The 24,366-nt window shown below is 55.6% G+C and carries 25 protein-coding genes; 17 read left to right on the top strand and 8 right to left on the bottom strand.

From position 1 onward, the window contains the following. Nucleotides 1-76 precede the first annotated feature (76 nt). Both ACOTX3_RS12435 and ACOTX3_RS12430 read right to left on the bottom strand, forming a co-directional pair. Complete coding sequence (locus ACOTX3_RS12435; RefSeq protein WP_038420913.1) at nt 77-1,288, bottom strand: diguanylate phosphodiesterase; 1,212 nt, start codon at nt 1,286-1,288, stop codon at nt 77-79. Between the two features lie 91 nt (nt 1,289-1,379). Continuing rightward, nucleotides 1,380-2,864 (bottom strand): alpha/beta hydrolase, encoded by a 1,485-nt coding sequence (locus ACOTX3_RS12430; RefSeq protein WP_013096548.1) that lies wholly within the window; start codon nt 2,862-2,864, stop codon nt 1,380-1,382. A gap of 267 nt (nt 2,865-3,131) precedes the next feature. Here ACOTX3_RS12430 and ACOTX3_RS12425 point away from each other — a divergent pair, with 267 nt between their 5' ends. The 7 genes from ACOTX3_RS12425 to ACOTX3_RS12395 are packed head-to-tail and all read left to right on the top strand — an operon-like array spanning nt 3,132 to nt 9,965. After that, nucleotides 3,132-3,986 carry a MurR/RpiR family transcriptional regulator gene (locus tag ACOTX3_RS12425; RefSeq protein WP_013096546.1) on the top strand — a complete coding sequence of 285 codons (855 nt, stop codon included), beginning with the start codon at nt 3,132-3,134 and terminating at the stop codon, nt 3,984-3,986. Between the two features lie 12 nt (nt 3,987-3,998). Then, nucleotides 3,999-4,574 carry a D-alanyl-D-alanine dipeptidase gene (gene ddpX / locus ACOTX3_RS12420; RefSeq protein ID WP_040022609.1) on the top strand — a complete coding sequence of 192 codons (576 nt, stop codon included), beginning with the start codon at nt 3,999-4,001 and terminating at the stop codon, nt 4,572-4,574. 15 nt (nt 4,575-4,589) lie between these two features. After that, complete coding sequence (locus ACOTX3_RS12415) at nt 4,590-6,122, top strand: ABC transporter substrate-binding protein (protein WP_023619646.1); 1,533 nt, start codon at nt 4,590-4,592, stop codon at nt 6,120-6,122. Nucleotides 6,123-6,144: 22 nt separating this feature from the next. Next, entirely contained in the window at nt 6,145-7,167 is a 1,023-nt protein-coding gene (locus ACOTX3_RS12410; RefSeq protein WP_013096543.1) for an ABC transporter permease, read from the top strand. After that, nucleotides 7,164-8,060 carry a D,D-dipeptide ABC transporter permease gene (gene ddpC, locus ACOTX3_RS12405; RefSeq protein WP_029883326.1) on the top strand — a complete coding sequence of 299 codons (897 nt, stop codon included), beginning with the start codon at nt 7,164-7,166 and terminating at the stop codon, nt 8,058-8,060. Before ACOTX3_RS12410 ends, ddpC begins: the two co-directional genes overlap by 4 nt. Then, entirely contained in the window at nt 8,057-9,043 is a 987-nt protein-coding gene (locus tag ACOTX3_RS12400) for an ABC transporter ATP-binding protein (RefSeq protein ID WP_058678662.1), read from the top strand. The genes ddpC and ACOTX3_RS12400 overlap by 4 nt, the downstream gene beginning before the upstream one ends. After that, nucleotides 9,036-9,965 (top strand): ABC transporter ATP-binding protein, encoded by a 930-nt coding sequence (locus ACOTX3_RS12395; RefSeq protein WP_038419497.1) that lies wholly within the window; start codon nt 9,036-9,038, stop codon nt 9,963-9,965. The genes ACOTX3_RS12400 and ACOTX3_RS12395 overlap by 8 nt, the downstream gene beginning before the upstream one ends. On the opposite strand, the gene ACOTX3_RS12390 is transcribed toward ACOTX3_RS12395, so the two are convergent. Continuing rightward, complete coding sequence (locus ACOTX3_RS12390) at nt 9,962-10,711, bottom strand: SDR family NAD(P)-dependent oxidoreductase (protein ID WP_058678661.1); 750 nt, start codon at nt 10,709-10,711, stop codon at nt 9,962-9,964. The two genes, ACOTX3_RS12395 and ACOTX3_RS12390, sit on opposite strands and share 4 nt — an antisense overlap. Nucleotides 10,712-10,845: 134 nt before the next feature. Between ACOTX3_RS12390 and ACOTX3_RS12385 the strand changes: the two genes are divergently transcribed. Next, complete coding sequence (locus ACOTX3_RS12385) at nt 10,846-11,751, top strand: LysR family transcriptional regulator (protein ID WP_045903017.1); 906 nt, start codon at nt 10,846-10,848, stop codon at nt 11,749-11,751. A 23-nt stretch (nt 11,752-11,774) separates the two neighbouring features. Here ACOTX3_RS12385 and ACOTX3_RS12380 read toward each other — a convergent pair whose 3' ends face one another. Together ACOTX3_RS12380 and ACOTX3_RS12375 are read right to left on the bottom strand one after the other, a co-directional pair. Continuing rightward, complete coding sequence (locus tag ACOTX3_RS12380; RefSeq protein ID WP_020690322.1) at nt 11,775-12,203, bottom strand: OsmC family protein; 429 nt, start codon at nt 12,201-12,203, stop codon at nt 11,775-11,777. Between the two features lie 81 nt (nt 12,204-12,284). Further along, complete coding sequence (locus tag ACOTX3_RS12375) at nt 12,285-13,178, bottom strand: LysR family transcriptional regulator (protein ID WP_072205113.1); 894 nt, start codon at nt 13,176-13,178, stop codon at nt 12,285-12,287. Between the two features lie 111 nt (nt 13,179-13,289). Between ACOTX3_RS12375 and ACOTX3_RS12370 the strand changes: the two genes are divergently transcribed. The 6 genes from ACOTX3_RS12370 to adhP all read left to right on the top strand — a co-directional run bounded on the left by ACOTX3_RS12370 (nt 13,290) and on the right by adhP (nt 19,938). After that, nucleotides 13,290-14,141, top strand: a complete 852-nt coding sequence (locus tag ACOTX3_RS12370; protein ID WP_040022621.1) for a Vmh family MBL fold metallo-hydrolase — start codon at nt 13,290-13,292, stop codon at nt 14,139-14,141. A gap of 232 nt (nt 14,142-14,373) precedes the next feature. After that, nucleotides 14,374-14,589 (top strand): biofilm-dependent modulation protein, encoded by a 216-nt coding sequence (gene bdm / locus ACOTX3_RS12365; RefSeq protein WP_013096534.1) that lies wholly within the window; start codon nt 14,374-14,376, stop codon nt 14,587-14,589. Between the two features lie 95 nt (nt 14,590-14,684). Further along, nucleotides 14,685-14,822 carry a stationary-phase-induced ribosome-associated protein gene (sra, locus tag ACOTX3_RS12360; RefSeq protein ID WP_013096533.1) on the top strand — a complete coding sequence of 46 codons (138 nt, stop codon included), beginning with the start codon at nt 14,685-14,687 and terminating at the stop codon, nt 14,820-14,822. Between the two features lie 176 nt (nt 14,823-14,998). Beyond that, complete coding sequence (locus ACOTX3_RS12355; protein ID WP_058678659.1) at nt 14,999-16,696, top strand: NAD-dependent malic enzyme; 1,698 nt, start codon at nt 14,999-15,001, stop codon at nt 16,694-16,696. 326 nt (nt 16,697-17,022) lie between these two features. Next, nucleotides 17,023-18,732: an ABC-F family ATP-binding cassette domain-containing protein gene (locus ACOTX3_RS12350; RefSeq protein ID WP_058678658.1), complete on the top strand. Its 1,710-nt coding sequence runs from the start codon at nt 17,023-17,025 to the stop codon at nt 18,730-18,732. Nucleotides 18,733-18,927: 195 nt separating this feature from the next. Then, nucleotides 18,928-19,938 (top strand): alcohol dehydrogenase AdhP, encoded by a 1,011-nt coding sequence (gene adhP / locus ACOTX3_RS12345; protein ID WP_013096530.1) that lies wholly within the window; start codon nt 18,928-18,930, stop codon nt 19,936-19,938. A gap of 61 nt (nt 19,939-19,999) precedes the next feature. On the opposite strand, the gene araJ is transcribed toward adhP, so the two are convergent. After that, a complete protein-coding gene (araJ, locus tag ACOTX3_RS12340) occupies nt 20,000-21,175 on the bottom strand; it encodes an MFS transporter AraJ (protein ID WP_058678657.1) in 1,176 nt (391 codons plus the stop codon). A gap of 167 nt (nt 21,176-21,342) precedes the next feature. On the opposite strand from araJ, the gene ppk2 reads away from it, so the two are divergent. From ppk2 to ACOTX3_RS12325, 3 genes are all read left to right on the top strand, one after another. Beyond that, the gene (ppk2, locus tag ACOTX3_RS12335) at nt 21,343-22,161 is read left to right on the top strand and encodes a polyphosphate kinase 2 (protein ID WP_013096528.1); all 819 of its coding nucleotides are present in this window, start codon (nt 21,343-21,345) and stop codon (nt 22,159-22,161) included. Between the two features lie 102 nt (nt 22,162-22,263). Continuing rightward, a complete protein-coding gene (locus ACOTX3_RS12330; RefSeq protein WP_058678656.1) occupies nt 22,264-22,452 on the top strand; it encodes a type II toxin-antitoxin system CcdA family antitoxin in 189 nt (62 codons plus the stop codon). Further along, nucleotides 22,452-22,775 carry a CcdB family protein gene (locus ACOTX3_RS12325; RefSeq protein ID WP_071830020.1) on the top strand — a complete coding sequence of 108 codons (324 nt, stop codon included), beginning with the start codon at nt 22,452-22,454 and terminating at the stop codon, nt 22,773-22,775. Before ACOTX3_RS12330 ends, ACOTX3_RS12325 begins: the two co-directional genes overlap by 1 nt. A 54-nt stretch (nt 22,776-22,829) precedes the next feature. Here ACOTX3_RS12325 and fdnI read toward each other — a convergent pair whose 3' ends face one another. Both fdnI and fdxH read right to left on the bottom strand, forming a co-directional pair. Further along, entirely contained in the window at nt 22,830-23,486 is a 657-nt protein-coding gene (fdnI, locus tag ACOTX3_RS12320; protein WP_013096526.1) for a formate dehydrogenase-N subunit gamma, read from the bottom strand. Next, complete coding sequence (gene fdxH / locus ACOTX3_RS12315) at nt 23,479-24,363, bottom strand: formate dehydrogenase subunit beta (protein WP_127869043.1); 885 nt, start codon at nt 24,361-24,363, stop codon at nt 23,479-23,481. The genes fdnI and fdxH overlap by 8 nt, the downstream gene beginning before the upstream one ends. Nucleotides 24,364-24,366 lie beyond the last annotated feature (3 nt).

Here is a 24,366-nt window from a genome sequence, read left to right as displayed (position 1 = left end):
GCTAAACTATGTTAAACCGTTTTAGCTATTTAAACACAGGCTGACCAAAGGGGAAATAATCAGGAAGGAAAAAGCGTTATCGTACCAGGTGTGGCCAGTGAATATCGCCCACCCCGTTAAGCTGCGGCCGGGCAAACAGAAACCCCTGGAAACGGCGAATACCGGCGGATTCCAGCCAGCACCACTCCTCCAGCTTCTCAATGCCTTCCGCCACCAGCGTGATCTCAAGGTCGGTGCAGCAGCTCACTATCGATCGGACAATCGCCTGTTTTGGGCCGCTGAGATGAATATTGCTGACTATTTCCCGATCGATCTTGATTTTATCCGGCTGGAAGCGGGTAAGCAGCGAAAGCCCCGCATACCCGGAGCCGAAATCATCGATCGCCAGGCCAATACCTTCACCCCGAAGCTGTTTGATCGCGCTGTTGAACTTGTTAAAGCCGGAAATCATCTCGTTTTCAGTCACTTCTATGACCACCTGCTCCGGCTGAAGCCCGTGTTGTCTGATTTGCTCCACAAGAAACTCGACCGCCCCGGGCACCTTGACCAGCGACATGGGGAGTAAATTCACCGCAATTTTATGGCTGCCGATACCCAGTTTCTCCGCAAGCGCAAAGGCATACGCTTTGGTTTGCAGATCCACTTCGTAGAGCTTGTCCTGATCGAGCGTTTTGAAGAAATGTTCCGGGCTCCCGCCATCGTTGCCACGAATAAGCGCTTCAAGTGAACTGATTTTCCCTTCCGAGGGCTCGACTATCGGCTGCAGCGCAAACTGACAGATTTGACCGGCTATCAACCCCATGGCCTCACCGAAGGGCGCTTTTTCACATGCGAGCGTCCATTTTCCCGCATCCACCGGGTTCCTCGTCTGGCCGGTATGTTTCCCGGTGATAAAGGTCTGAATGAATTTGAACACCCGATCATCGGATATGAGATAGCTTTCCAGCTGGCTGTAATGCAAAACCGACTCAAGCACCTCTTTTGGGGACTGGACCTGCAGGTCAAACAGCAGCATGCCGACATTGTCAAACCGTCTGCGGGGGCCGTAGTCCCGCATCAGTTCGACGACGCCACTGTGGCGCTCATCATCGCGAATTTTGTGGAACAACTTCACGACGCTCTCTTCCGCGCCCTCAAGAATTTGCATGACGTCACAGCCGTTCGAGAGCAGGACACCCGTGATGTTCAGTTTGGCATTGCGGCTTCGTGCTCGTTCTACCAGCGCGCTTAATTCTGCGGACCGGCAGGATAAATGTAACTGGCTTCGATAAATCAGCGTGGTGAGCACAGGAATGGGTTCCAGAATAAGGGAGGCGCCGAGGAAGTTACTGTTTAACATACTTCACCAGCGCTACCTAATAAATTAACGGCTTAAGGGATCACCCTTTTTCCTCCGTCCCGATGCGGTTGTCGATCCGCATCTTCATGTAGTCGTAAAACGGATTTGAGGTCACCCGCATCAGGGCATCTTTACCCACGCTCAGTACGGAGGTCTCTCCCCACAACGCAATGGTGCCCAGGCTGATGCCATAGCGGTTTTTCACGGCAGGATGCCGGCCATACAGATCGTCATCAGGCGGGAAAGGTACGGCGACATGCGAAAGCGAATAGACCTCCGGCGGATACTGCTGCGCCAGCGGCTCCACGGTCTCTTCTGTGCTGTCTGCGGGGATGTGCTTCGCGACCGTGGCGAAACGCTCCGCACTGGCGTTGGTAATAATTGTGACACTGTAACGTCTTTGCGCAGACGGCAACAGCTCAGAGAGGGCCGTCCACGACGACGGCCGGAATAACGGGCGGAAACTCGCCGCCTGGTTGATATCAAACACCACCAGTTCACTGCCGTTGGCCGGGAGCTGGTCAAATAACCCCGTGACAACCGCACGGGTACTGACGGTGGAATCCATCACCGACTGAAAGGCCAGTACCGGCGGCAACCGATCCAGCGTGTGGTTTTGTGCATCGCGGCCAATCTGCTCCTGCAGCGCCTTCGTCAACAGCCACGACTGACGCGCCGCGTTTACCGGGAAAGAATTGTATTTGTAAGGGTTATACTCCGGCGCGATATTCAGCCACGCCGCTTTCGCAAACGCCGGTAACAGTGCCGGTAAGCCTGCGAATCCGGCAAAGCGGGCAAACGCCGTGACGCCGATCATCGGTGACAACAACACCAGTTGCTGAGGTTTTCGCAGCGAAGGCGACTCCAGCGCGTCCAGGGTGTATTTCATCGCCAGCGCCCCGCCGTTGGAATAGCCCACCAGATGCAAAGGAACGTTATCCCCCGCCAGACGGGAGGCTTCGCGCACGGCAAGACGCGTCGCCGCCAGCCACATCTCCCAGTCAACATTTGTCAGCGCCCCTGGTGCCGTCCCGTGTCCGGGCAGACGCGGCACCACGGCCACAAATCCGCGCTGCTGATAATCAACGGCAAGGTGCTTAACGCTATAGGGCGAATCGGTGAGTCCGTGCAGTAAAACTACCGCACCACGCGGTTTACCGGCAGGCATCAGCACAAACGAGCGATTTGCATCCGGAGTAAATTTTCCGGGCCACACCAGGCTCTGACGGTAGTAGCGGTTTAAGGCGGTACGCTCCTCCCCCTTCGTTTTTGCCGTGACCGCGTTATCCAGGTCGGTGAAGATGGCCTTTTCCCGGTCGAGATAGTCAGCAAAGTTCGCCTTATCCAGCTCGCTTACGCTCATTTCATCCGCACGCCAGGTATGCCAGAGATGTAACGCCGGCCCCTGCTGCGAGAGATATACCCGCACTGCCAGCAGCACAACCACGATAATCCCTATGACCATCGCCACTTTCTTTGCGAGAGCCATCAGGCGCACGCTGACACGCCAGGGCAGATTCGCCATACCGGGTTCCTTCTCTTAGTCACTGTGTTTGTATCTTATCAAAAATGTGAAGGGGCTGACGTATTCACCAAATTCATCTCTGTCGAATCCGACAATGCACCAAAAGTGAACTACGCTGCACAAATGTTGATCATTGGTTAATCAAATATTGCATGAAATTTACAGCACAGCGGCTTTTCGCCGTCATGTGAATATGGCACGCGTCATGCATTGTTAACCAGGTAACAGAATTCCGGCCATTGACAGCCGGTTAACAGCGAGGCGGTAATGACCACCAAACCTGAAATGCTGAACCGTATCGAAGCTACCTTCAGCCAGCTGACGCCCAGCGAAAAGCGTGTGGCAAGCTGGATGCTGGCGCACGCCGCGCTGATACCGTTTGAGACGGCAGAGAGCGTGGCGCTGACTACCGGCACCAGCGGGATCACCGTCGGGCGCTTCCTGCGCAAGCTGGGGTATCGCAACCTGGACGATGCCAAAAAAAGCCTGCGCGATCCTTATCAGCCCTGGGGAATGAACGAACGCCTGGACTCCTGGCAACAGCAGCGTCCGCTCTCGGATCGCCTCCAGCACTCCCTTTCGCTGGAGGTGGACGCAATCACCCATGTTTATCAGCTGGCACAAACCGATGTCTTTAAGCAAATCGTCCATCAGCTCACTCATGCTGAGGCGGTGTTTGTGCTGGGTATTCAGTCAACGCGCGGGATTGCCAACGCCTTCTTCAGCCACCTGGAATATCTGCGTCCGCGCGTGAGCTACTCCGAGGGGTTATCCGGCAGTTGGGTTGAATCGCTCAACTCCGGTTTTGACCACCCTTATGTGGTGCTGACCGATACCCGCGCCTATTCCGCCATTGCCCGGCAGTACTGTCGTGTCGCAAGTGAGAAAAGTATTCCGATGGCCCTGATCACCGATATCTGGTGTCCGTGGGCGCGGGATTATCCCATTGATTTATTGCAGGTTAAAACCGATACCGGCCACTTCTGGGATTCGCTGGCCCCTGTGAGCTGTCTTTTCAACCTGCTGCTGTCAGGCGTGGTCCAGGCGCTGGGTGATGCGCTTGCAGACCGTCTGACGATAAACCGTGAATTACAACAAGAGTTTGGACAATTCGAACGCTAAAGGAGCGGAGCTATGCCCGAAGAGAGTGAACTGATTGATGTCGCCAGAATGTTTCCTGAGTTGCATATCGATCTGAAATACGCCACCGCCGATAACCTGACTGGCCGTCCCATTTATCAGGAGTCGCTGTGTTTGCTGCATACCGATGCCGCCACCGCGCTGGCGAAATCGATTGGCATCGCCACGCTCGCCGGACTGAAACTGGTGGTCTACGACGCCTATCGCCCTCAGCAGGCCCAGGCGCAGCTGTGGGATGCGTGCCCGAACCCGGAATATGTGGTGGATGTGGCCATTGGCTCCAATCACAGCCGCGGCACGGCCATCGACGTCACCCTGATGGATGAACATAACAACGTGCTGGATATGGGGGCCGGGTTTGATGAGATGGATGACCGTTCTCATCCGTATCATCCCTCTGTGCCGCCGCACGCCCAGCGCAACCGCCTGCTGCTTAACGCCATCATGTTTGGCGGCGGCTTTGTGGGGATCGGCAGCGAATGGTGGCACTTCGAGTTGCCAAACGCCGCCAGTTATCCCCTTCTTGACGATCGTTTCGCCTGTTTTCCGTTGACGCACACCCCTCTTTAGACCTGGAGCACTGCCATGAAAACAACGCTTCTCACGACGCTTATCGCCGCCACGCTGGCCCTGAGCATGCCTGCTGCGCAGGCCGCCGTTCCGAAAGACATGCTGGTGATAGGTAAAGCCGCCGACCCGCAAACCCTCGATCCTGCAATCACCATTGATAACAACGACTGGACCGTCACCTATCCGTCCTATCAGCGTCTGGTGAAGTACAAGCCTGGCACCACGGAGGTCGAAGGCGATCTGTCCACGGGCTGGAAGGCATCTGAGGATCAGAAAGAGTGGACCTTCACCCTGACGGACAACGCGAAATTCTCTGACGGCACGCCGGTCACCGCTGAAGCGGTAAAACTGTCGTTTGAGCGCCTGCTGAAGCTCAGCCAGGGGCCGTCTGAAGCGTTCCCGAAAGATCTCAAAATTGACGCCGTCGATGACCACACGGTGAAATTCACCCTCAGCCAGCCGTTTGCTCCCTTCCTCTATACCCTGGCGAATGACGGTGCATCGATTATTAACCCGGCCGTACTGAAGGCCAATGCCGCCGATGACGCGCGAGCTTATCTGGCGCAGAACACCGCCGGTTCCGGGCCATTTATGCTGAAGAGCTGGCAAAAAGGTCAGCAGCTGGTGCTGGTGCCTAACCCGCACTGGGCGGGTGATAAACCCCACTTTAAGCGCGTCTCGGTGAAAATTATCGGTGAAAGCGCGTCGCGTCGCCTGCAGCTTTCCCGTGGCGATCTGGATATTGCCGACTCCCTGCCTGTCGATCAGCTTTCGGCGCTCAAGCAGGAGGGCAAAGTCGCCGTGGCGGAGTATCCGTCCCTGCGCGTGACCTATCTCTATCTCAACAACAGCAAAGCGCCGCTGAATCAGGTGGATTTGCGCCGCGCCGTCTCCTGGGCAACCGATTATCAGGGAATGGTGAAAGGCATTCTCAGCGGTAACGGCAAGCAGATGCGCGGCCCGATCCCGGATGGCATGTGGGGCTTTGACGCCACCGCCATGCAGTACAGCTTTGACGAGGCCAAAGCGAAAGCGGCGCTGGAGAAAGTCAAAGATAAACCGGCCAGCCTGACGTTCCTCTACTCGGACAACGACCCGAACTGGGAGCCTATCGCCCTCTCCACTCAGGCCAGCCTGGGCAAGCTCGGTATCAACGTCAAGCTGGAAAAACTGGCTAACGCCACCATGCGCGACCGCGTGGGTAAAGGCGACTATGACATTGCCATTGGCAACTGGAGCCCGGACTTTGCCGACCCGTACATGTTCATGAACTACTGGTTTGAGTCGGACAAAAAAGGTCTGCCGGGCAACCGCTCGTTCTATGAGAACAAAGAGGTCGATTCCCTGCTGCAGGCGGCGCTGAAAACCACGGACCAGGCGGAGCGCACCCGCGATTACCAGCAGGCGCAGAAGATTGTGATTGACGAAGCGGCCTACGTTTATCTGTTCCAGAAGAACTACCAGCTGGCAATGAACAAAGAGGTCAAAGGCTTCACCTTTAATCCAATGCTCGAGCAGGTGTTCAACATCGCCACCATGAGCAAGTAACGGTTTCGCCGGGGGAAAGTGTATGACGTTCTGGAGCATTGTGCGCCAGCGCTGCTGGGGGTTAATCCTGGTAGTAGCCGGTGTCTGTATCATCACCTTTATCATTTCACACCTGATCCCCGGCGATCCGGCCCGCCTGCTGGCCGGTGACCGTGCCAGCGACGAGATTGTGCAAAACATTCGCCAGCAACTGGGACTGGATCAGCCGCTCTATATCCAGTTTGGCCGCTATGTGGACGCCCTGGCGCACGGCGATTTAGGGACCTCTATCCGTACCGGGCGGCCGGTGGCGGAAGATTTAAAAGCCTTCTTCCCTGCCACGCTGGAGCTGGCGTTCTGTTCCCTGCTGCTGGCGCTGGTGATCGGCGTTCCGCTGGGGATTTTATCGGCGGTCTACCGTAACCGCTGGCTGGATCATCTGGTACGGCTGATGGCGATGACCGGGATCTCCACACCGGCCTTCTGGCTGGGTCTGGGCGTCATCGTCTTGTTCTACGGCCATCTTCAGCTTCTGCCCGGCGGCGGCAGGCTGGACGACTGGCTCGACCCGCCGGCCCACGTGACGGGCTTTTATCTGCTGGATGCCCTGCTGGAGGGTAACGGCGAGGTCTTTTTCAACGCCCTGCAACACCTGATTTTACCGTCACTGACGCTGGCGTTTGTTCATCTTGGCATCGTGGCGCGTCAGGTACGTTCCGCCATGCTGGAGCAGCTCAGCGAAGATTACATTCGCACCGCCCGCGCCAGCGGCTTGCCGGGCTGGTATATCGTCCTGCGGTATGCCCTGCCGAATGCGATGATCCCGTCCATTACCGTACTCGGGCTGGCGCTGGGCGATCTGCTTTATGGTGCGGTACTGACCGAAACCGTCTTTGCCTGGCCAGGCATGGGCGCCTGGGTGGTGACCTCCATTCAGGCACTGGATTTCCCTGCCGTCATGGGCTTCGCCGTGGTGGTTTCACTGGCCTATGTGGTCGTCAATCTGGTGGTTGATCTGCTCTATCTGTGGATTGACCCTCGTATCGGGCGCGGAGGTGCCGAATGATGTTGACTGAGGAAACGCCCGTCCCCGTAAACACAACGAAACCGGGCATCGACTGGGCAAGGCTGTTCTGGATGCTGCGTCAAAGCCCGCTCACGCTGATCGGCGGGGTGATTATGCTGGTGATGCTGTTGCTGATGGTAACTTCACCGTGGATCGTCCCCCATGATCCGAACGCGCTGGATCTCACTGCCCGGTTGCAGGCCCCGTCTGCGCAACACTGGTTTGGTACCGATGAAGTCGGACGCGATCTGTTCAGCCGCGTGCTGGTCGGTAGCCAGCAATCCATTACCGCCGGGCTGGCGGTGGTGGTGATTGCCGGGAGTATCGGCTCGCTGCTGGGCTGTTTGTCCGGCGTGCTGGGCGGTCGCGGCGATGCCATCATTATGCGGGTGATGGACATTATGCTCTCCATTCCCTCCCTGGTACTGACCATGGCGCTGGCGGCGGCGCTTGGGCCGAGTCTGTTTAACGCCATGCTGGCGATTGCGATTGTGCGTATCCCGTTTTACGTTCGCCTGGCGCGCGGGCAAACCCTGGTGGTGCGCCAGTTTACCTATGTGCAGGCCGCCCGTACATTTGGCGCGTCGCGCTGGCATTTGATCAGCTGGCACATTCTGCGTAACGCCCTGCCACCGCTGATCGTGCAGGCCTCACTGGATATTGGCAGCGCCATTCTGATGGCCGCCACGCTGGGCTTTATCGGCCTTGGGGCACAGCAGCCCACCGCCGAATGGGGAGCGATGGTGGCCGTGGGCCGCAACTATGTGCTCGACCAGTGGTGGTACTGCGCCTTTCCTGGTGCGGCAATTCTGATCACTGCCGTCGGGTTTAATCTGTTTGGTGACGGCATTCGCGACCTGCTGGATCCGAAATCGGGAGGAAAACAGGCATGAGCGAAGCAGTATTAACCATTGAAGATTTACACCTGAGCTTCCCGATATTTCGCGGCGAAGTTCACGCCCTGAACCACGTATCGCTGGAGATCAAACGCGGAGAGATTGTTGGCGTAGTGGGCGAATCCGGCTCCGGAAAATCGGTAACGGCGATGCTGACCATGCGTCTGCTGCCGGAGGGCAGTTACCGGATCCATCGCGGGCAGGTAAAACTGTTGGGTGAAGATGTCCTGAATGCATCCGAGAAACAGCTCCGCCAGTGGCGCGGTGCCAAAGTGGCGATGATTTTTCAGGAGCCGATGACAGCGCTGAACCCAACGCGACGAATTGGCAAACAAATGGTGGAGGTGATCCGCCAGCATCAGCCCCTTTCACGGCGTGATGCCGGGAAAAAAGCGATCACCCTGCTGGAAGAGATGCAGATCCCGGATGCGGCGGAGGTCATGGAACGTTATCCGTTCGAGCTGTCCGGCGGCATGCGCCAGCGGGTGATGATTGCGCTGGCCTTCTCCTGCGAGCCTGAACTGATTATTGCCGATGAGCCGACCACCGCACTGGACGTCACCGTCCAGCTACAGGTACTGCGATTGCTGAAGCATAAAGCGCGGGCCAGCGGAACCTCGGTACTGTTCATCAGCCACGATATGGCGGTGGTTTCACAGCTCTGCGATCGGATGTATGTCATGTACGCCGGGAGCGTGATTGAAAGCGGCACCACGCAAACGCTGATCCACCATCCCGTTCATCCCTATTCCATCGGCCTGCTGCAGTGTGCGCCTGAAAACGGCGAGCCGCGCGAGATGCTGCCTGCCATCCCCGGTACGGTGCCCAATCTTAGCCAGCTTCCGCGCGGGTGTGCTTTTCGGGAGCGCTGTTTTGCTGCGGGCGTAAAATGCACTGAAACGCCGCGCTTACTGCCTCAGGGGGCCGAAGGCCAACGGGCAGCCTGCTGGTATCCGCAACAGGAGAGAACCCATGTCTGACGTACTGCTGGAACTGGATCGCGTGCACGTTAACTTTCCCGCACGCAAAAACTGGCTGGGGCGGGTCACGGAACAGGTGCACGCTCTTAACGGGCTGGATCTTCAGATCCATCGCGGCGAAACGCTGGGGATTGTTGGCGAATCCGGCTGTGGTAAAAGCACGCTGGCGCAGCTTTTAATGGGGATGCTCAAACCCAGTGCCGGCCTGTGTGCACGGACAAACCACGCGGGCGGTATGCAGATGGTGTTCCAGGATCCGCTCTCGTCGCTTGACCCGCGTCTGCCGGTCTGGCGCATTATCACCGAGCCGGTGTGGGTGCAAAAACGCAGCAGCGAACGGGAACGACGCCAGCTTGCTGAAAACCTGGCGCAGCAGGTCGGTATCCGCCCGGAATATCTCGACCGCCTGCCGCACGCCTTTTCCGGCGGGCAGCGCCAGCGTATTGCTATCGCCCGCGCTCTTTCCTCTGACCCGGACATCATCGTGCTGGATGAGCCCACCAGCGCGCTGGATATTTCCGTACAGGCGCAGATCCTCAATTTACTGGTGAAGCTGCAGCAGGAACGCAACCTGACCTATGTGCTGATATCCCATAACGTCTCGGTTGTCAGGCACATGAGCGATCGCGTGGCGGTGATGTATCTGGGGCAGATTGTCGAACTGGGCACGGCGGCACAGGTGCTGGTTACGCCGCGTCATCCCTACACCCGGCTGCTGCTCGATTCCGTTCCCAGAACCGGTGAGCCGCTGGATGAAAACCTGGCGCTGCGTAAAACGGATCTCCCGGGTAACCGCCATCTGCCCGAGGGGTGCTTTTTCCGCGACCGTTGTCCGCAGGCCACGCAGGGGTGTGAACGCCCGCAGCCGCTACAGCCTTCACATGAGGGCCGTAGCGTGCGCTGCTGGCGTAATGTGGATTAAATTTGCGCCATCCCACCATCAACAAACAGCTCGGTGGCGTTAATAAAGCTGGCCGCGTCAGAGGCCAGAAACGCCACCACTTTCCCCACCTCGCCCGGCGCACCTAAACGTCCTAACGGAACCTGTGCAGCCAGCGCATCGTACAGCCCCTGACGATGTTCTTCTGGCACCAGTTCGCCGAGTCCCGTGGTTTTGACGGGGCCAGGACTGACCACGTTGATACGGATCCCACGGCCCTGCAGATCCAGCGCCCAGGAGCGGGCAAAGTTGCGCACGGCGGCTTTGCTGGCGCTGTAGACGCTAAAGTTTGCCGTTCCCTTTATCGACACCGTTGAACCGGTCAGAATAATGGACGACCCGGCAGATAACAGCGGCAGCGCTTTTTGTACTGTAAACAGCACTCCGCGCACGTTTGTGCCGAAAATACGGTCAAACTGCTCCTCGGTGATTGCTCCCAGCGGCAGCATATCTCCGCCACCCGCATTGGCGAACAAAATATCGAGACGCCCTTCTTCTTTTGCTATCTGCGCATAGACTCGATCCAGATCGGCGAGTTGTGAGACGTCGGCACGAATACCCACCGCACGGGAATCAATTTGTGCGACGGCGGCATCCAGCTCGGCCTGTCGACGACCGGTGATATAGACTTTGGCGCCCTGAGCCGCCAGCTCCTGCGCCGTGGCAAGACCAATACCGGTGCTGCCGCCAGTGACCAGTGCGATTTTTTTGAAGAGCGTTGTGTTCATGTCATTTACCTTTTGTTGGGTTTGCGTTGCGCGTTTTTGCTTGCGCTGGAGACACATTAGCCCTTGCCGGATTAGTGAAAAACCAGCAAAAATGAAAATGACTATTCACAGACAGAAATAATCGAGAGAAAAAGATGGACCAGCTCATGGCGATGCGCGCCTTCACGCGGGTTGTGGAAACCGGGAGCTTTACCCGAGCGGCTGATTCGCTAAATATGCCCATTGCCACACTGAGCAAGCTTGTGAAAGCGCTTGAGGCGCATCTTGAAATACGGCTGCTGCACCGTACCACCCGCCGGGTAGTCACGACGCCGGAAGGCGCGGAGTATTATGAAAAAGCGCTCAGGGTGCTCATTGATATCGAAGATATCGATACCTCGTTTCGCGTCTCTCACGCCACACCGAAAGGACATCTGCGGGTGGATATTGGCGGTTCGACTGCCCGCGACGTACTCATCCCCCTGCTCCCGGATTTCATGCAGCGCTACCCGGATATTCGCATCGATCTTGGCGTGGCGGATCGTCCTGTTGATTTGATCAGCGGCAACGTGGATTGTGTGATCAGAGGCGGTCCGCTGAACGATTCCACCCTTATCGCCCGTCATCTGGGCGACGCCGACATGGTGACCTGCGCAACGCCTGGCTATTTGAAAAAGCACGGCGTTCCGGCTTATCCCCAAGAGTTGCGCAACGGACATAAACTTATAAGCTATCTCTCCCCGGTCACCGGGCGGCCCTTTCCGTTTCGCTTCAGGAAAGGCGGCGAGGTGCAGGAGATCGGCATTTCGCACTATCTCGGCGTTAATGAAAGCAATGCGCACCTGGCAGCGGCGGTGGCAGGATTAGGGATCATTCAGACGTTTACATATTCAGCAAAGACATATCTTCAGGCGGGTACGTTACAAGAAATTTTAAGCGACTGGCACCCGGCGGCGTATCCGTTTCACGTGGTTTACCCGCAAAACCGGCATCTGACGCATCGGCTTAAGGCGTTTATTGCATGGCTGGCAGCGGTTTTTCCTGCTGCGCTGAAGGGATAGCCGGGCCTTCGCCCGGCTCAGGCTTAGTTAAGTTTATAGTCCAGCGTGATTTCCGCTTTCAGTACCTGCGACACCGGGCATCCTGCTTTCGCTTTCTGGATGATGCCGTCGAATTTCTGCGGGTCGATACCCGGTACGGTGACCTTGCTGTTTAGCGCAATTTTGCTGATCGCGAAGCCGCCATCGGTTTTATCCAGCGAGACATCCGCTGTGGTATCGATGGAATCTGCGGTATAGCCCGCTTCACCAATCATCAGCGACAGCGCCATTGAAAAACAGGCGGCGTGAGCTGCGCCAATCAACTCTTCCGGGTTAGTGCCTTTAGCGCCTTCGAAGCGGGTATTAAAGCCGTAAGGTTGTTGATTCAGGACGCCACTTTCCGTTGAGACCGTCCCTTTGCCATTTTTGATATCACCAGACCAGTGTGCCGAACCGTGCTTATGAATCGTCATTCTTGCTCTCCTTTTGGCTTACAAAGGGGTAAGTATAGACGATGGTTCCGGCACACCCAGGAACACAGACAATTCTGTAACCTATACCCGCTGCGCGTCGCCTGACAGATGGTGCGCTATCTCATCAAGAAACACGCGCAACGCCGCGGGCTGATACTCCCGGGACTGATAAATACCGTGAATGGCTAACGCTTTGGGCGTCAGGCTGCTCAGCACCGGGAGCAGCGTGCCCTGTTCAATCGCGGCATGTGCTTCCTGCTCCGGCAACATGGCAATGCCGCAATGCTTCACCGCCGCCTCCATCAACAATGACGAGATGCTGGCGCTGAGGTTGCCGCTCACGGCGACGCTGACGTTTTCCCCTTCCGGCGTCAGGAAGTGCCACGCCTGACCGGCGAAAAAGCTGTAGTGCAGACAGTTGTGCTGCGCTAACTCCTCCACCTGCTCTGGCGTGCCGTGGGTTGCAAGATACTGCGGCGACGCGCACAGCACGGAACGACACTCCCCGAGCCTGCGGGCGATCATGCCGGGCTCTGGGTTATCCGTGATGCGGATCGCCACATCAATGCGTTCCCCTACCAGGCTCACCGGATGGTTGTTCACATCCAGCTCAATGCGCAGCTGCGGGTAGCGCGAAAGCAAGCCGGGCAGCACCGGGGCAATCAGATGCATGGCGGTAAAATGGGCGCAGGCCACCCGTAGCGTGCCTGAAGGGAGATCTTTCTCCGACTGGCCCTCAATTTCCTGCGACAGCTGGGACAGCGTTCGCGTTTTTAGCAGCACCTTCTCTCCGGCCGCCGTCAGCGTCAGCTTGCGCGTCGAGCGGTTTACCAGCCGCGTACCGGCCCACTTCTCCATTTGCTCAAGATAGCGGCTCACCATAGGACGGGAGATCCCCAACGCCCGGGCCGCTGCACTCAGGCTTCCCAGCTCGCATATCCGGTTATAGACCTGAGCGGCAATAACGCGATCCATATCACACCCCATTTGCTCGATTTATGAAACAAAGCATGTCTTGTTTCAGGAATTCTGGCAAATGCGAATATCCGTACAATAAAGACTTTCCTGAACAACAGAGACATCAGAATGAAATTCACTCACCTTGCTCTTCTCACCACGCTTATCACGCCCGCGGTGTTTGCTGCGCCATTAACCATTGATACCTATAACCCGCAGGACAAAGGGATGTTTGCGGTCTCCTCCACGCTGGTCTCTGGTCCAAAAGAGGCCGTGCTGTTTGACGCCCAGTTCAGCGTCAAAGATGGCGAAGCGCTGGTCGACAAAATTCGCAAAAGCGGGAAAACCCTGAACAAAATCGTCATTACCTCTGGCGATCCGGATTTCTATTTTGGTCTGCAACCGCTGGTGAAAGCCTTCCCGAATGCCAAAGTGGTGGCCACACAGCAGGTGGTTGACCATATCAAGGCCACCAAAGACGCCAAGCTTGCCTTCTGGGGACCGCAAATGAAAAACGGTGCACCAACCGAACTTATCGTTCCGCAGGTGCTGGCATCAACAACCTTCATGGTGGACGGCGAGAAGATTGATATCGAGCAGCCAGAAAGCTACGCCGCCTATGTCTGGATCCCTTCGGCTAAAACTATCCTCGGTGGTACCGGTGTCGCCTGGGGTATCCACGTCTGGACGGCAGACACCCAGACGCCAGCCAGCCGCAAGCAGTGGCAACAGACGCTGGAAAGCATGGCGGCACATAAGCCTGAACGCGTGATCCCGGGTCACTATCTGGGAACACCACCGGCAGGCAGCGGTGCTCTCGACTTTACCCGTGATTATATCCAGCGCTTCGAACAGGCGTTGTCAGAACATAAAACATCGACAGGCGTGATCAGCGCCATGAAAAAACAGTATCCGGGTCTGGCTGAAGAGAGCTCGCTGGAATTAAGCGCCAAAGTGAATACTGGCGAAATGAAGTGGTAATGTAAAATCTGCTCCTGCTATATTTCAGTGATAGCAGGAGCACCTGCAAAATATCCTCGCGGCAAACCCTCAATATATCCTCCCACTCTAAAAGCGCATAAAAGCATGCACTTATGTCATTTTTATTTCTAAGATGAATCTTAGACACAGCGGCCAAAATATTTGCCATTCTGTTTGTGAATTAAATTTTTTGCGAGCCGTACCATTAAACAGACAACAACACGGAGGCAGCATGTTTACTTATTACCCGGCCAATACTGCAGCAGCACAACCTGAACTCGTTAACGCGATTGCACAGGGTCTTCACGCCGAGCATGGTGCTGTGACTGAAGATGACATTTTGATGGAACTGACCAAGTGGGTGGAATCCACAGACAATGACATCCTCAGTGACATCTACCAGCAGACCATTAACTACGTCGTCAGCGGGCAAAACGCACCTTTGTAAAAACCTGCTAAGCTGGATCTGCAACCTAAGGGGTTACATTTCGTTTGCGTAAGCGAACTGGTCCTTAAAACTATCAACAGGATTGAGGAGTTAACATGAAATCGAACCGTCAGGCACGCCATATACTGGGACTGAACTACAAGCTTTCTAACCAACGTAAAGTGGTGATTGAAGGCGACAGTGAAACACAGGTCACTCACGCCACCGGCAGAAAACGCCACGCGGGCAAGTAAGTTCCCAGGAGAGATCCTCAACACCATCGGCAAAACCGATGGTGTTTTTGTTTATGTGTTGCGGTAATTAATATTTAGCTCCTTTATAATACCGCCTGACCGCACCCCATCGCACAGGCCAGAAAGATGACAAACAGCAGTGTCAGGGACGGATCTTCAAAAAAAGAGTGAGTGACATGGACAACAAACTGAAAAAACATCGTTCCCTATATATCCCTTATGCCGGCCCGGTATTACTCGAATTCCCCCTGCTCAACAAAGGTAGCGCCTTCAGCATGGAAGAGCGCAGCAGCTTCAACCTGCTCGGTTTGCTGCCAGAAGTGGTGGAAACCATTGAAGAACAGGCAGAGCGCGCGTGGATCCAGTATCAGGGTTTCAAAACCGAAATAGACAAACATATTTACCTACGCAACATTCAGGACACCAACGAAACCCTCTTCTATCGTCTGGTACAAAATCATCTCGAAGAGATGATGCCGGTGATCTACACCCCAACGGTGGGTGCCGCCTGTGAACGCTTCTCAGAGATCTACCGTCGCTCCCGTGGCGTCTTTATCTCTTATCAGAACCGCCACAACATGGACGATATTCTGCAGAACGTGCCGAACCACAATATCAAAGTGATCGTGGTGACCGACGGCGAACGTATTCTGGGTCTCGGTGACCAGGGTATTGGCGGCATGGGGATCCCAATCGGTAAGCTCTCTCTGTATACCGCCTGCGGCGGCATCAGCCCGGCGTATACCCTGCCGGTGGTGCTGGATGTGGGCACCAACAACCAGCAGTTGCTTAACGACCCGCTGTATATGGGCTGGCGTCATCCGCGTATTACCGACGACGAGTATTATCAGTTTGTCGATGATTTCATCCAGGCGGTCAAGCACCGCTGGCCGGACGTGCTGCTGCAGTTTGAAGACTTCGCGCAGAAAAACGCGATGCCGTTGCTGAACCGCTATCGCGATGAGATCTGCTCTTTTAACGATGATATTCAGGGCACCGCCGTGGTCACCGTCGGCACGCTGATTGCCGCCAGTCGCGCGGCAGGCAGCCAACTGAGCTATCAGAAAATTGTCTTCCTAGGCGCAGGCTCTGCGGGTTGCGGTATCGCCGAGCAGATTATCGCCCAGACGCAGCGTGAAGGGCTAAGCGAAGAGCTGGCGCGCTCCCGCGTGTTCATGGTCGACCGTTTCGGCCTGCTGACCGACGGCATGCCAAATCTGCTGCCGTTCCAGACCAAGCTGGTGCAGAAACGTGAGAACCTGAAGAACTGGGACACCGACAACGAAGTGCTCTCTCTGCTGGACGTAGTGCGCAACGTGAAGCCGGATATCCTGATTGGCGTCTCCGGTCAGACGGGGCTGTTCACGGAAGAGATCATTCGTGAGATGCACAAGCACTGCGAACGCCCTATCGTGATGCCGCTCTCCAACCCGACCTCGCGCGTGGAAGCAACGCCGCAGGACATCATTGCCTGGACCGAAGGGAACGCGCTGGTCGCAACCGGCAGCCCGTTCGATCCGGTGGTGTGGAAGGACAAAACCTATCCTATTGCCCAGTGCAACAACTCCTATATTTTCCCGGGCATTGGTCTGGGTGTGATCGCCTCCGGCGCGTCGCGCATTACCGATGAGATGCTGATGTCGGCAAGCGAAACCCTGGCGGGCCACTCGCCGCTGGTGAACGATGGCGAAGGACTGGTGCTGCCAGAGCTGAAAGACATTCACAAGGTGTCGCGTGCAATTGCGTTCGCGGTCGGGAAAATGGCCCAGCAGCAGGGTGTGGCAGTGAAAACCTCTGCTGACGCGCTGCAGCAGGCCATCGACGACAACTTCTGGATGCCGGAATACCGCAGCTACCGTCGTACTTCGATCTAACACTGTGTTCCGACCGTTCCCTCTCCCACCGGGAGAGGGAATTACATTCGCCCCCCTAGCCAAACCGCCTTTCCCCCGCTACACTCCTTTCATCCATTAACCCACTGAATATATAAGGAGGCCAATTATGCTGTACTGTGAAATTTTCAATGTTTCACATGCATTTGGTGATCGCACCAGCTCAAGCGTTATCGGTATCGTGCTGCGATAACTTCTGCTTGAGCGAAGACACCAACCCCTGAAATCCCTTCTCTCGGGCTTACTGAGTTATCGTCAGCGATGTTTGACGAGGCATAAACATGCCTGTAACTCTTGGGTAAGCAACAATGAGCACTTTACTCACTGCACAATCTTTACGTGTTGATACGGCGTTTGGCACGCTCTTCGACTCCCTCTCCTTTACGCTGAAAAAAGGCGACCGCATTGGCCTGCTGGGCGACAACGGCTGCGGCAAAAGTACGCTGCTGAAGGTGCTGGACGGCACAGATTCTCCCGCTGCCGGAAGCGTCGCGCTGGCCGGACACTGCCTGATGGCACGCGTTGAGCAACATCTGCCAGAAGCCATTTATCCCCTGACCATGCTGGATGCCGTACTGGCGCAACTGCCCACGACTGAGCGCGAGAGCCTGCGCTGGAAAGCTGAAACGCTGCTGGCGGGTATGGGCTTTACGCCGCAGGACATGGCCTTAACGTCGGCGACGCTGAGCGGCGGGCAACACACGCGTCTCCTGCTCGCGCGGGCGTTGATCGGCGAGCCGGATCTGTTACTGCTGGACGAGCCGAGCAACCACCTCGATTTGCCTACCATGCTCTGGCTGGAGCAGTTTTTACAGAACTGGTCCGGCAGCTTTGTACTGGTCTCGCACGACAGGCAGTTGCTGGATGCCGTCACCAACGGCAGCTGGATCCTGCGCGATAAGATGTTGCACTACTTCGCCCTTCCCTGCACCGCCGCGCGCCAGGCGCTGGTGGCGAAAGACGAAAGCGATGCGCTGCGGCATAAGGCGGAGCAAAAGGAGATCGACCGCGTAACCGCCAGTGCCAGACGGCTGGCCACCTGGGGCAAGGTCTACGATAACGAAGATCTGGCCCGCAAAGCCAAACAGATGGAAAAACAGGTCGAGCGGCTAAAGGAGAGCCAGACAGAGCTCACGGCAGGCAGTCCGTGGACGTTAACCCTGCGTGGTGATGCCCTGCGGGCGGACCGACTGCTGGAGATGGAAAACCTCGGCGTACCGCCTGCACCGGGGTTGCCCGATCTATTTCACGTCGACATTGCGCGGCTTAAAAGTGGCGATCGCGTAGCTATCGTCGGGCGTAACGGCTGCGGCAAATCATCGCTGATGAAGCTCATCTGGCGGCATTTCTCAGGTGAACCGTCAGAGGCTGGGCTAAAACTCCATCCTCGCGTGTCGCCAGGCTATTACGACCAGACGCTGAATCAGCTTCCGGATGAGGCAACGATCTTCGACGCGCTGGAGCCTTTTGCGCCAGCGCCACAGGATCGCAAGATGGCGCTTATCAGCGCCGGGTTCCCGTGGGCGCGTCACGGGCAAAAGGTCAGCACCCTCAGCGGCGGGGAGCGTTCGCGCCTGCTGTTTGTCGGCCTGACGCTTGCCCGTTATAGCCTGCTGATGCTGGATGAGCCTACCAACCACCTGGACATGGAAGGCAAAGAGGCGCTGGCCACTACCTTGCAACAGTTTGACGGCGGAGTGCTGCTGGTCAGCCATGACCGGCAGCTGATCGCCCAAAGCTGCAATCGCTTCTGGCTGATTGAGGACGGTTTGCTGAGCGAATGGCATGACGCCGAAGCGGTGTTCGAACGGCTGCGTGAACGCACAGGCCTGATGGCGTCGTCGGCGTCACCCGCAGTCGCGGATGTTAAAGCGCAAGCCTCGGACGATCTGCTTGAAAGGCTGATCGCGCTGGAAACGCTACTCGCAGAAGACCTGGCGCGTAAGCCTAAGCATCAGAAACCACATCTGCAGGCGCAATGGCGCAAAGAGATTGAGGTGATAGAAGCAAAACTGTAGATCTGTGCCCGGCGAGCTTCTCGCCGGGCCAGTGAATTCCCCCCTAATTATTAGAGGATCGCTGTATTCTTAATCTGAAATCGCATCAATTGGTGACATTATGTTGCCGCCGCCTTGCATAACACCTCTAAACTATTAATCCTTAAGTAGTATTCCCCTGCGATACACATACCCATCAGAAACAAGGAGAAACCTATGAAGGCTGCTGTTGTTACACAGGATCATCAGGTCAATGTTACCGAAAAAACCTTACGCCCACTGAAGCACGGCGAAGCCCTGCTCAAAATGGAGTGCTGTGGCGTTTGCCATACTGACCTCCACGTCAAAAATGGCGATTTCGGTGATAAAACCGGTGTGATCCTGGGCCACGAAGGGATTGGGATCGTGAAAGAAGTTGGGCCTGGCGTGACGTCACTGAAAGTCGGCGACCGTGCAAGCGTCGCGTGGTTCTTTGAGGGCTGCGGCCACTGTGAATACTGTAATACCGGCAACGAAACCCTGTGCCGCGATGTGAAAAACGCCGGTTATTCCGTTGATGGCGGCATGGCTGAAGAGTGCATTGTCACCGCGGATTACGCGGTAAAAGTGCCTGACGGGCTGGATTCCGCTGCGGCCAGCAGCATAACCTGTGCCGGCGTCACCACTTACAAAGCGGTAAAAGTCTCCCATATCAAGCCGGGCCAGTGGATTGCGATCTACGGCCTGGGCGGACTGGGTAACCTCGCGCTGCAGTATGCGAAAAACGTCTTCAACGCCAAAGTCATCGCCCTTGACGTTAACGACGAACAGCTGAAGCTGGCTGCAAGCATGGGGGCGGATTTAACCATCAACTCCCGCAGCGAAGATGCCGCTAAAATCGTGCAGGAAAAAACCGGCGGCGCGCATGCGGCTGTGGTAACGGCGGTCGCGAAAGCAGCGTTTAACTCGGCGGTGGACGCGGTGCGTGCCGGTGGTCGCGTGGTGGCCGTTGGCCTGCCGCCGGAAGCCATGAGTCTTGATATCCCCCGTCTGGTGCTGGACGGTATCCAGGTGGTCGGCTCGCTGGTTGGTACCCGTCAGGATCTGCAGGAAGCGTTCCAGTTTGCAGCCGAAGGCAAAGTGGTGCCAAAAGTGACGATGCGCCCGCTGGAAGATATCAACGCCATCTTCAAAGAGATGGAACAGGGCCAGATCCGCGGCCGTATGGTGATTGATTTACGCTCGTAACGGTCCGTACCCACTAACCGCTCCGTTTATGGGGCGGTTTTTTATGACCATATTCCGGCACTCAGGCCAGCGCACGAGCATCAGACTGAGCCCGCCGGGCGCGCAGATAGCCATACGCCAGCAGCGCGCTCATCGCAAGGAAGGATAAAATCGCCGCCGGTAGCGTGACATAGCTCCAGCTGAAACCGAGCGTAATCATCATTCCGCCAAAATACGCGCCAATCGCACTGCCCAGGTTAAACGCCATCTGTCCGCCTGCGGCACCAAGCATTTCCCCTCCTTTCGCATTTTGCAGCAGCAGAATTTGCAGTGGTGCAGAGAGTGCGAACAGCCCGGCACAGCAGATAAACCCCATCACCAACGACGCGGTTTTCTGTTCACCAAAGGCGAAAAGCAATAACAGTGAGGCGACAATCACCATATCGGTGGTGGCAGCAATACGCAGCGGGCTGAAACGGCCCGATAGTTTCCCGCTCAGCAGGTTACCCAGCACCATGCCGAGGCCCATCAACATCATGATGATCGTCATCAGCCCCTCGGAGAAGCCAGAGACATTGACCATAAACGGCTTCACAAAACTGAACCACGCAAAAACACCAGCGTTGCCAAACATGGTGGCGGCGAAGATCAGCCACGGTTCCGGTTTTTTCAGGAAGTGAAACTGCTCGGTGAGTTTTATTTCTGATGCGTCATGAAGGTTTGGTACCCACACCAGCACCGAGAGGATCACCAGCGCGTCAAACAGGGCTATCAGGAAAAAGGTATAACGCCAGTTGAATGTATGCCCCAGCCAGGTTCCAAACGGAACCCCCACCAGATTCGCCACGGTCATCCCGGCGATCATCCCCGCCACGGCCACCGTCACCTTACCCGGTGGCGCTATTTTCGAGAGGATAATCGCCCCCACACCGAAAATTGCGCCGTGCGGGAACCCCGAGATTAAGCGCCCTGCAGCCAGCCAAAAATAGGATGTGGAAAAGGTAAACATCGCGTTGCCCACCGCACACAGGGCAACCAGAAACAGCAGCGTGGTTTTTAACGAGAACTTACTGGAAAACAGCGCCACAATCGGCGCGCCAATCACCACGCCAAAGGCGTAAAACGAAATCATATTTCCGGCGGAGGGAATGGAAATACCGGTATCATGCGCCAGTTCCGTCAGGACACCCATAATGCCAAATTCAGCCATGCCCAGGCCAAACGTGCTAAGGGCTAACGAGAAAATTGTCTTTTTCATACCACAACCACGAGTGAAAATTCGCAGCGGGCATTATTGAATAATCTTGTATGGTGAGCCAGTTCAAATCAGCAGACTGACACGTTAATCCATTAATTCAGGTGAATTACACTTCTTAATGCGGCCTCGCTTCTTCCCCGCGATCGGACAACCTGAGGATGACAATCATGGCAAGTAACAAGAAAACCAGCGTCGCTGTTGATGTCGTTAAAAATGCCCCTCTGAAAACAAAAGAGTATGAAAAAGAGCTTCGTCGCCTTCACGTTGAACTGGTCAAACTCCAGCAATGGGTTGTCGCCAAAGGATTGAAAGTCTGCATCGTGTTTGAGGGACGCGACGGGGCCGGTAAAGGCGGCACCATAAAAGCGATAACCGAACGCGTCAGCCCGCGCGTATTCCGGGTTGTCGCGCTGCCTGCGCCTACAGAGAAAGAGAAAACGCAGCTTTATTTCCAGCGTTATGTTCCGCACCTGCCCGCTGCCGGTGAAATCGTTATTTTTGACCGCAGCTGGTACAACCGCGCAGGCGTTGAACGGGTGATGGGGTTCTGCACGCCGGAACAGGTTGAAAAGTTTCTTGATGGCGCACCGGTGATGGAAAAAGCGATGGTCGATGCCGGGATCATTTTGCTGAAATACTGGCTTGAAGTGACGCCGAAAGAGCAGGAACGCAGGCTACGCGATCGCATCAACGATGGCCGCAAGATCTGGAAATTATCGCCTATGGATATTAAATCGTTCAATTTATGGGATGAATACACCGTAGCGCGGGATGCCATGTTTGCCTCCACGGACACTGCCTGGGCACCGTGGTTTGTGGCGCGCTCGGAAGATAAAAAACGCGTGCGGTTGAATATTATCTCCCATCTGCTTTCGCAGATCCCGTATAAAGAACTTCACGTTGAAAAAGTGGATTTGCCGAAGCGAAAAATTGGCAAAGTCAAACCGACAAAATATCCTTTCCGATATATTGCGGAGAAATTCTGATAAGCTGGAATACGGCTCGCATAATGAAGATTACCAGGGGAAACGGTATTGTTTTTTGTTGGCTGCGGTTGATAATGACCGCACCAACAAAGGAGGCTAAAAATGAAACCAAACCGAACAGAAAACGGCAGTGGCAGACCACCCCGGATAGAGAGAATACCGCGTCAGGCCTTGACTCCAGAGGAACGTAAACGCCAGCACCATCAGGATCAGGAGTTCATAAAAGCCATGAATGAATTTACTGCTAAAGCGGGATTATTATCAGATGACCCTTATTTTGGAGGGCTTTAATGTGCTTTCAGTTCGATGTTTATCGTAACCCCTCAGACAAAACGCGCGAATACCAGCCTTATTTTATGATAATTCAACATGACTATTATGATGACTTATCAACAAGACTGATTGTTCCTTTAAGCTATCATAATAACCTACATGGGCATTACAACGCCGCCACACCATTAATAAACATTGAATTTGAGAGATATTTTCTCAACACCGCGGGCATAACACACGTGGAGAAAAAGAAATTAAATAATAAAAATTTTGTATGTAATCTTCGCAGCGCAAGAAGTACCGTCATTGCAGCGATAGATGCGTTAGTGACGAACACATAACGTAGGCCCGCGCAAGCGAAGCGCCGCCGGGCAAAGCCGACGGCGCAGGACGTTTTACTTCATCCCTTCCGTACTCTCCTGTTTCGCTTCCTGTCGCTCCACTTCCCGGTACCAGCGTGGGTGGTGTTTCTGCGCCCAGCGGCGGCTCACCTTCCCTTCAATCATGCCTTTAATCGACCCTTTAACCCAGAACGCCATATACATATGGATCAAAATGGCATGGATCAGAATGATGGCTGAGGTTGCGTGGATCAGCAGCGCGTAGCGGATGACCTGCATCGGGAAGTACTGCGCAAAATAAGGACGCCAGATGATCACACCGGTCACCAGCAGGACGAAAATCATGCTCATGATGCTCCAGAACATCATCTTCTGTCCGGCATTGTATTTACCGACCTTCGCGACTTTATGTTCGTTCCCCTTCAGGACCTCAATAATGCCCTTCAGCCAGGGAATATCCTGCTTGTCCGGGATATTGTGGTGGACGAAACGCACGAACATAAACATCAGCACCACAAAAATCAGTACGCCAAAAAACGGGTGCAGAATACGCCCCATCTGCGGCGTGCCGAACGTTTCCGTCAGCCATTGCAGCGTCGGGAAGAAGAACGAAATTCCGGATACGGCCACCAGGAAGAAGCAGATCACCACCGTCCAGTGACAGGCGCGATCGACAAACTTTGTGCGCACTATCATTTTCGACTTACTCATGATGCTCCTCCTCGTCGTCATCCACCTCTTTATTCGGCCCGATACCGATGTAGTGATAAATCAGCCCGGCAAAGGTGGCGATAAAGCCCGCCGCCGAGAGTGGTTTTAGCGCCCCTTTCCACAGGTTGATGGAGGTATCGATCGCCGGATCTTTCGGCAGATTGTGGTACAGCTCCGGCTGGTCATTGTGATGCAGAACGTACATCACGTGCGTACCGCCCACCCCCTGCGGGTTGTAGATGCCCGCCTTGTCGTAGCCGCGCGCTTTTAGTTTGTCCACGCGCTGCTGCGCCACCTCCAGCATCTCTTTCTTGGTGCCGAAGTGAATGGCCCCGGTTGGACAGGTCTTGACGCAGGCAGGCTCCTGCCCGACGCTGACGCGGTCTACGCACAGGTTGCATTTGTATACCCGGTTATCCTCTTTATTGAGGCGCGGGATGTTAAACGGACAACCCGCAATGCAATATCCGCAGCCGATACAGTTATCCTGCTGGAAGTCGACGATCCCGTTCGCATACTGGATGATGGCGCCTGCAGACGGGCAGGCCTTGAGGCAGCCCGGATCTTCACAGTGCATACAGCCGTCTTTTCGAATCAGCCACTCCAGCTTGCCGTTCTGGTCAGTTTCGCTAAAACGCATCACCGTCCAGGATTTGGCGCTCAGATCGGCCGGGTTGTCGTAAACGCCAACGCAGTGCCCTACCTCATCGCGGATATCATTCCACTCCGAACAAGCCACCTGGCAGGCTTTGCAGCCCACGCAGGAAGAGACATCGATAAGCTTGGCGACTTCGGCCTTATAATCCCGCGCGCGCGGCGCGGGCGTTATCGGGTTGGTCGCGGAGCGTTTAATAATGTCTTGTGTTTCCATCGCCATTTA

This window comes from Enterobacter cloacae complex sp. IR5384 (genome assembly GCF_049237265.1).
GTDB classification, from domain to species: Bacteria; Pseudomonadota; Gammaproteobacteria; order Enterobacterales; family Enterobacteriaceae; genus Enterobacter; species Enterobacter cloacae.
The sequence above is the reverse complement of the archived record's forward strand: the minus strand, read 5'-3'. Positions and strand labels throughout refer to the sequence as shown.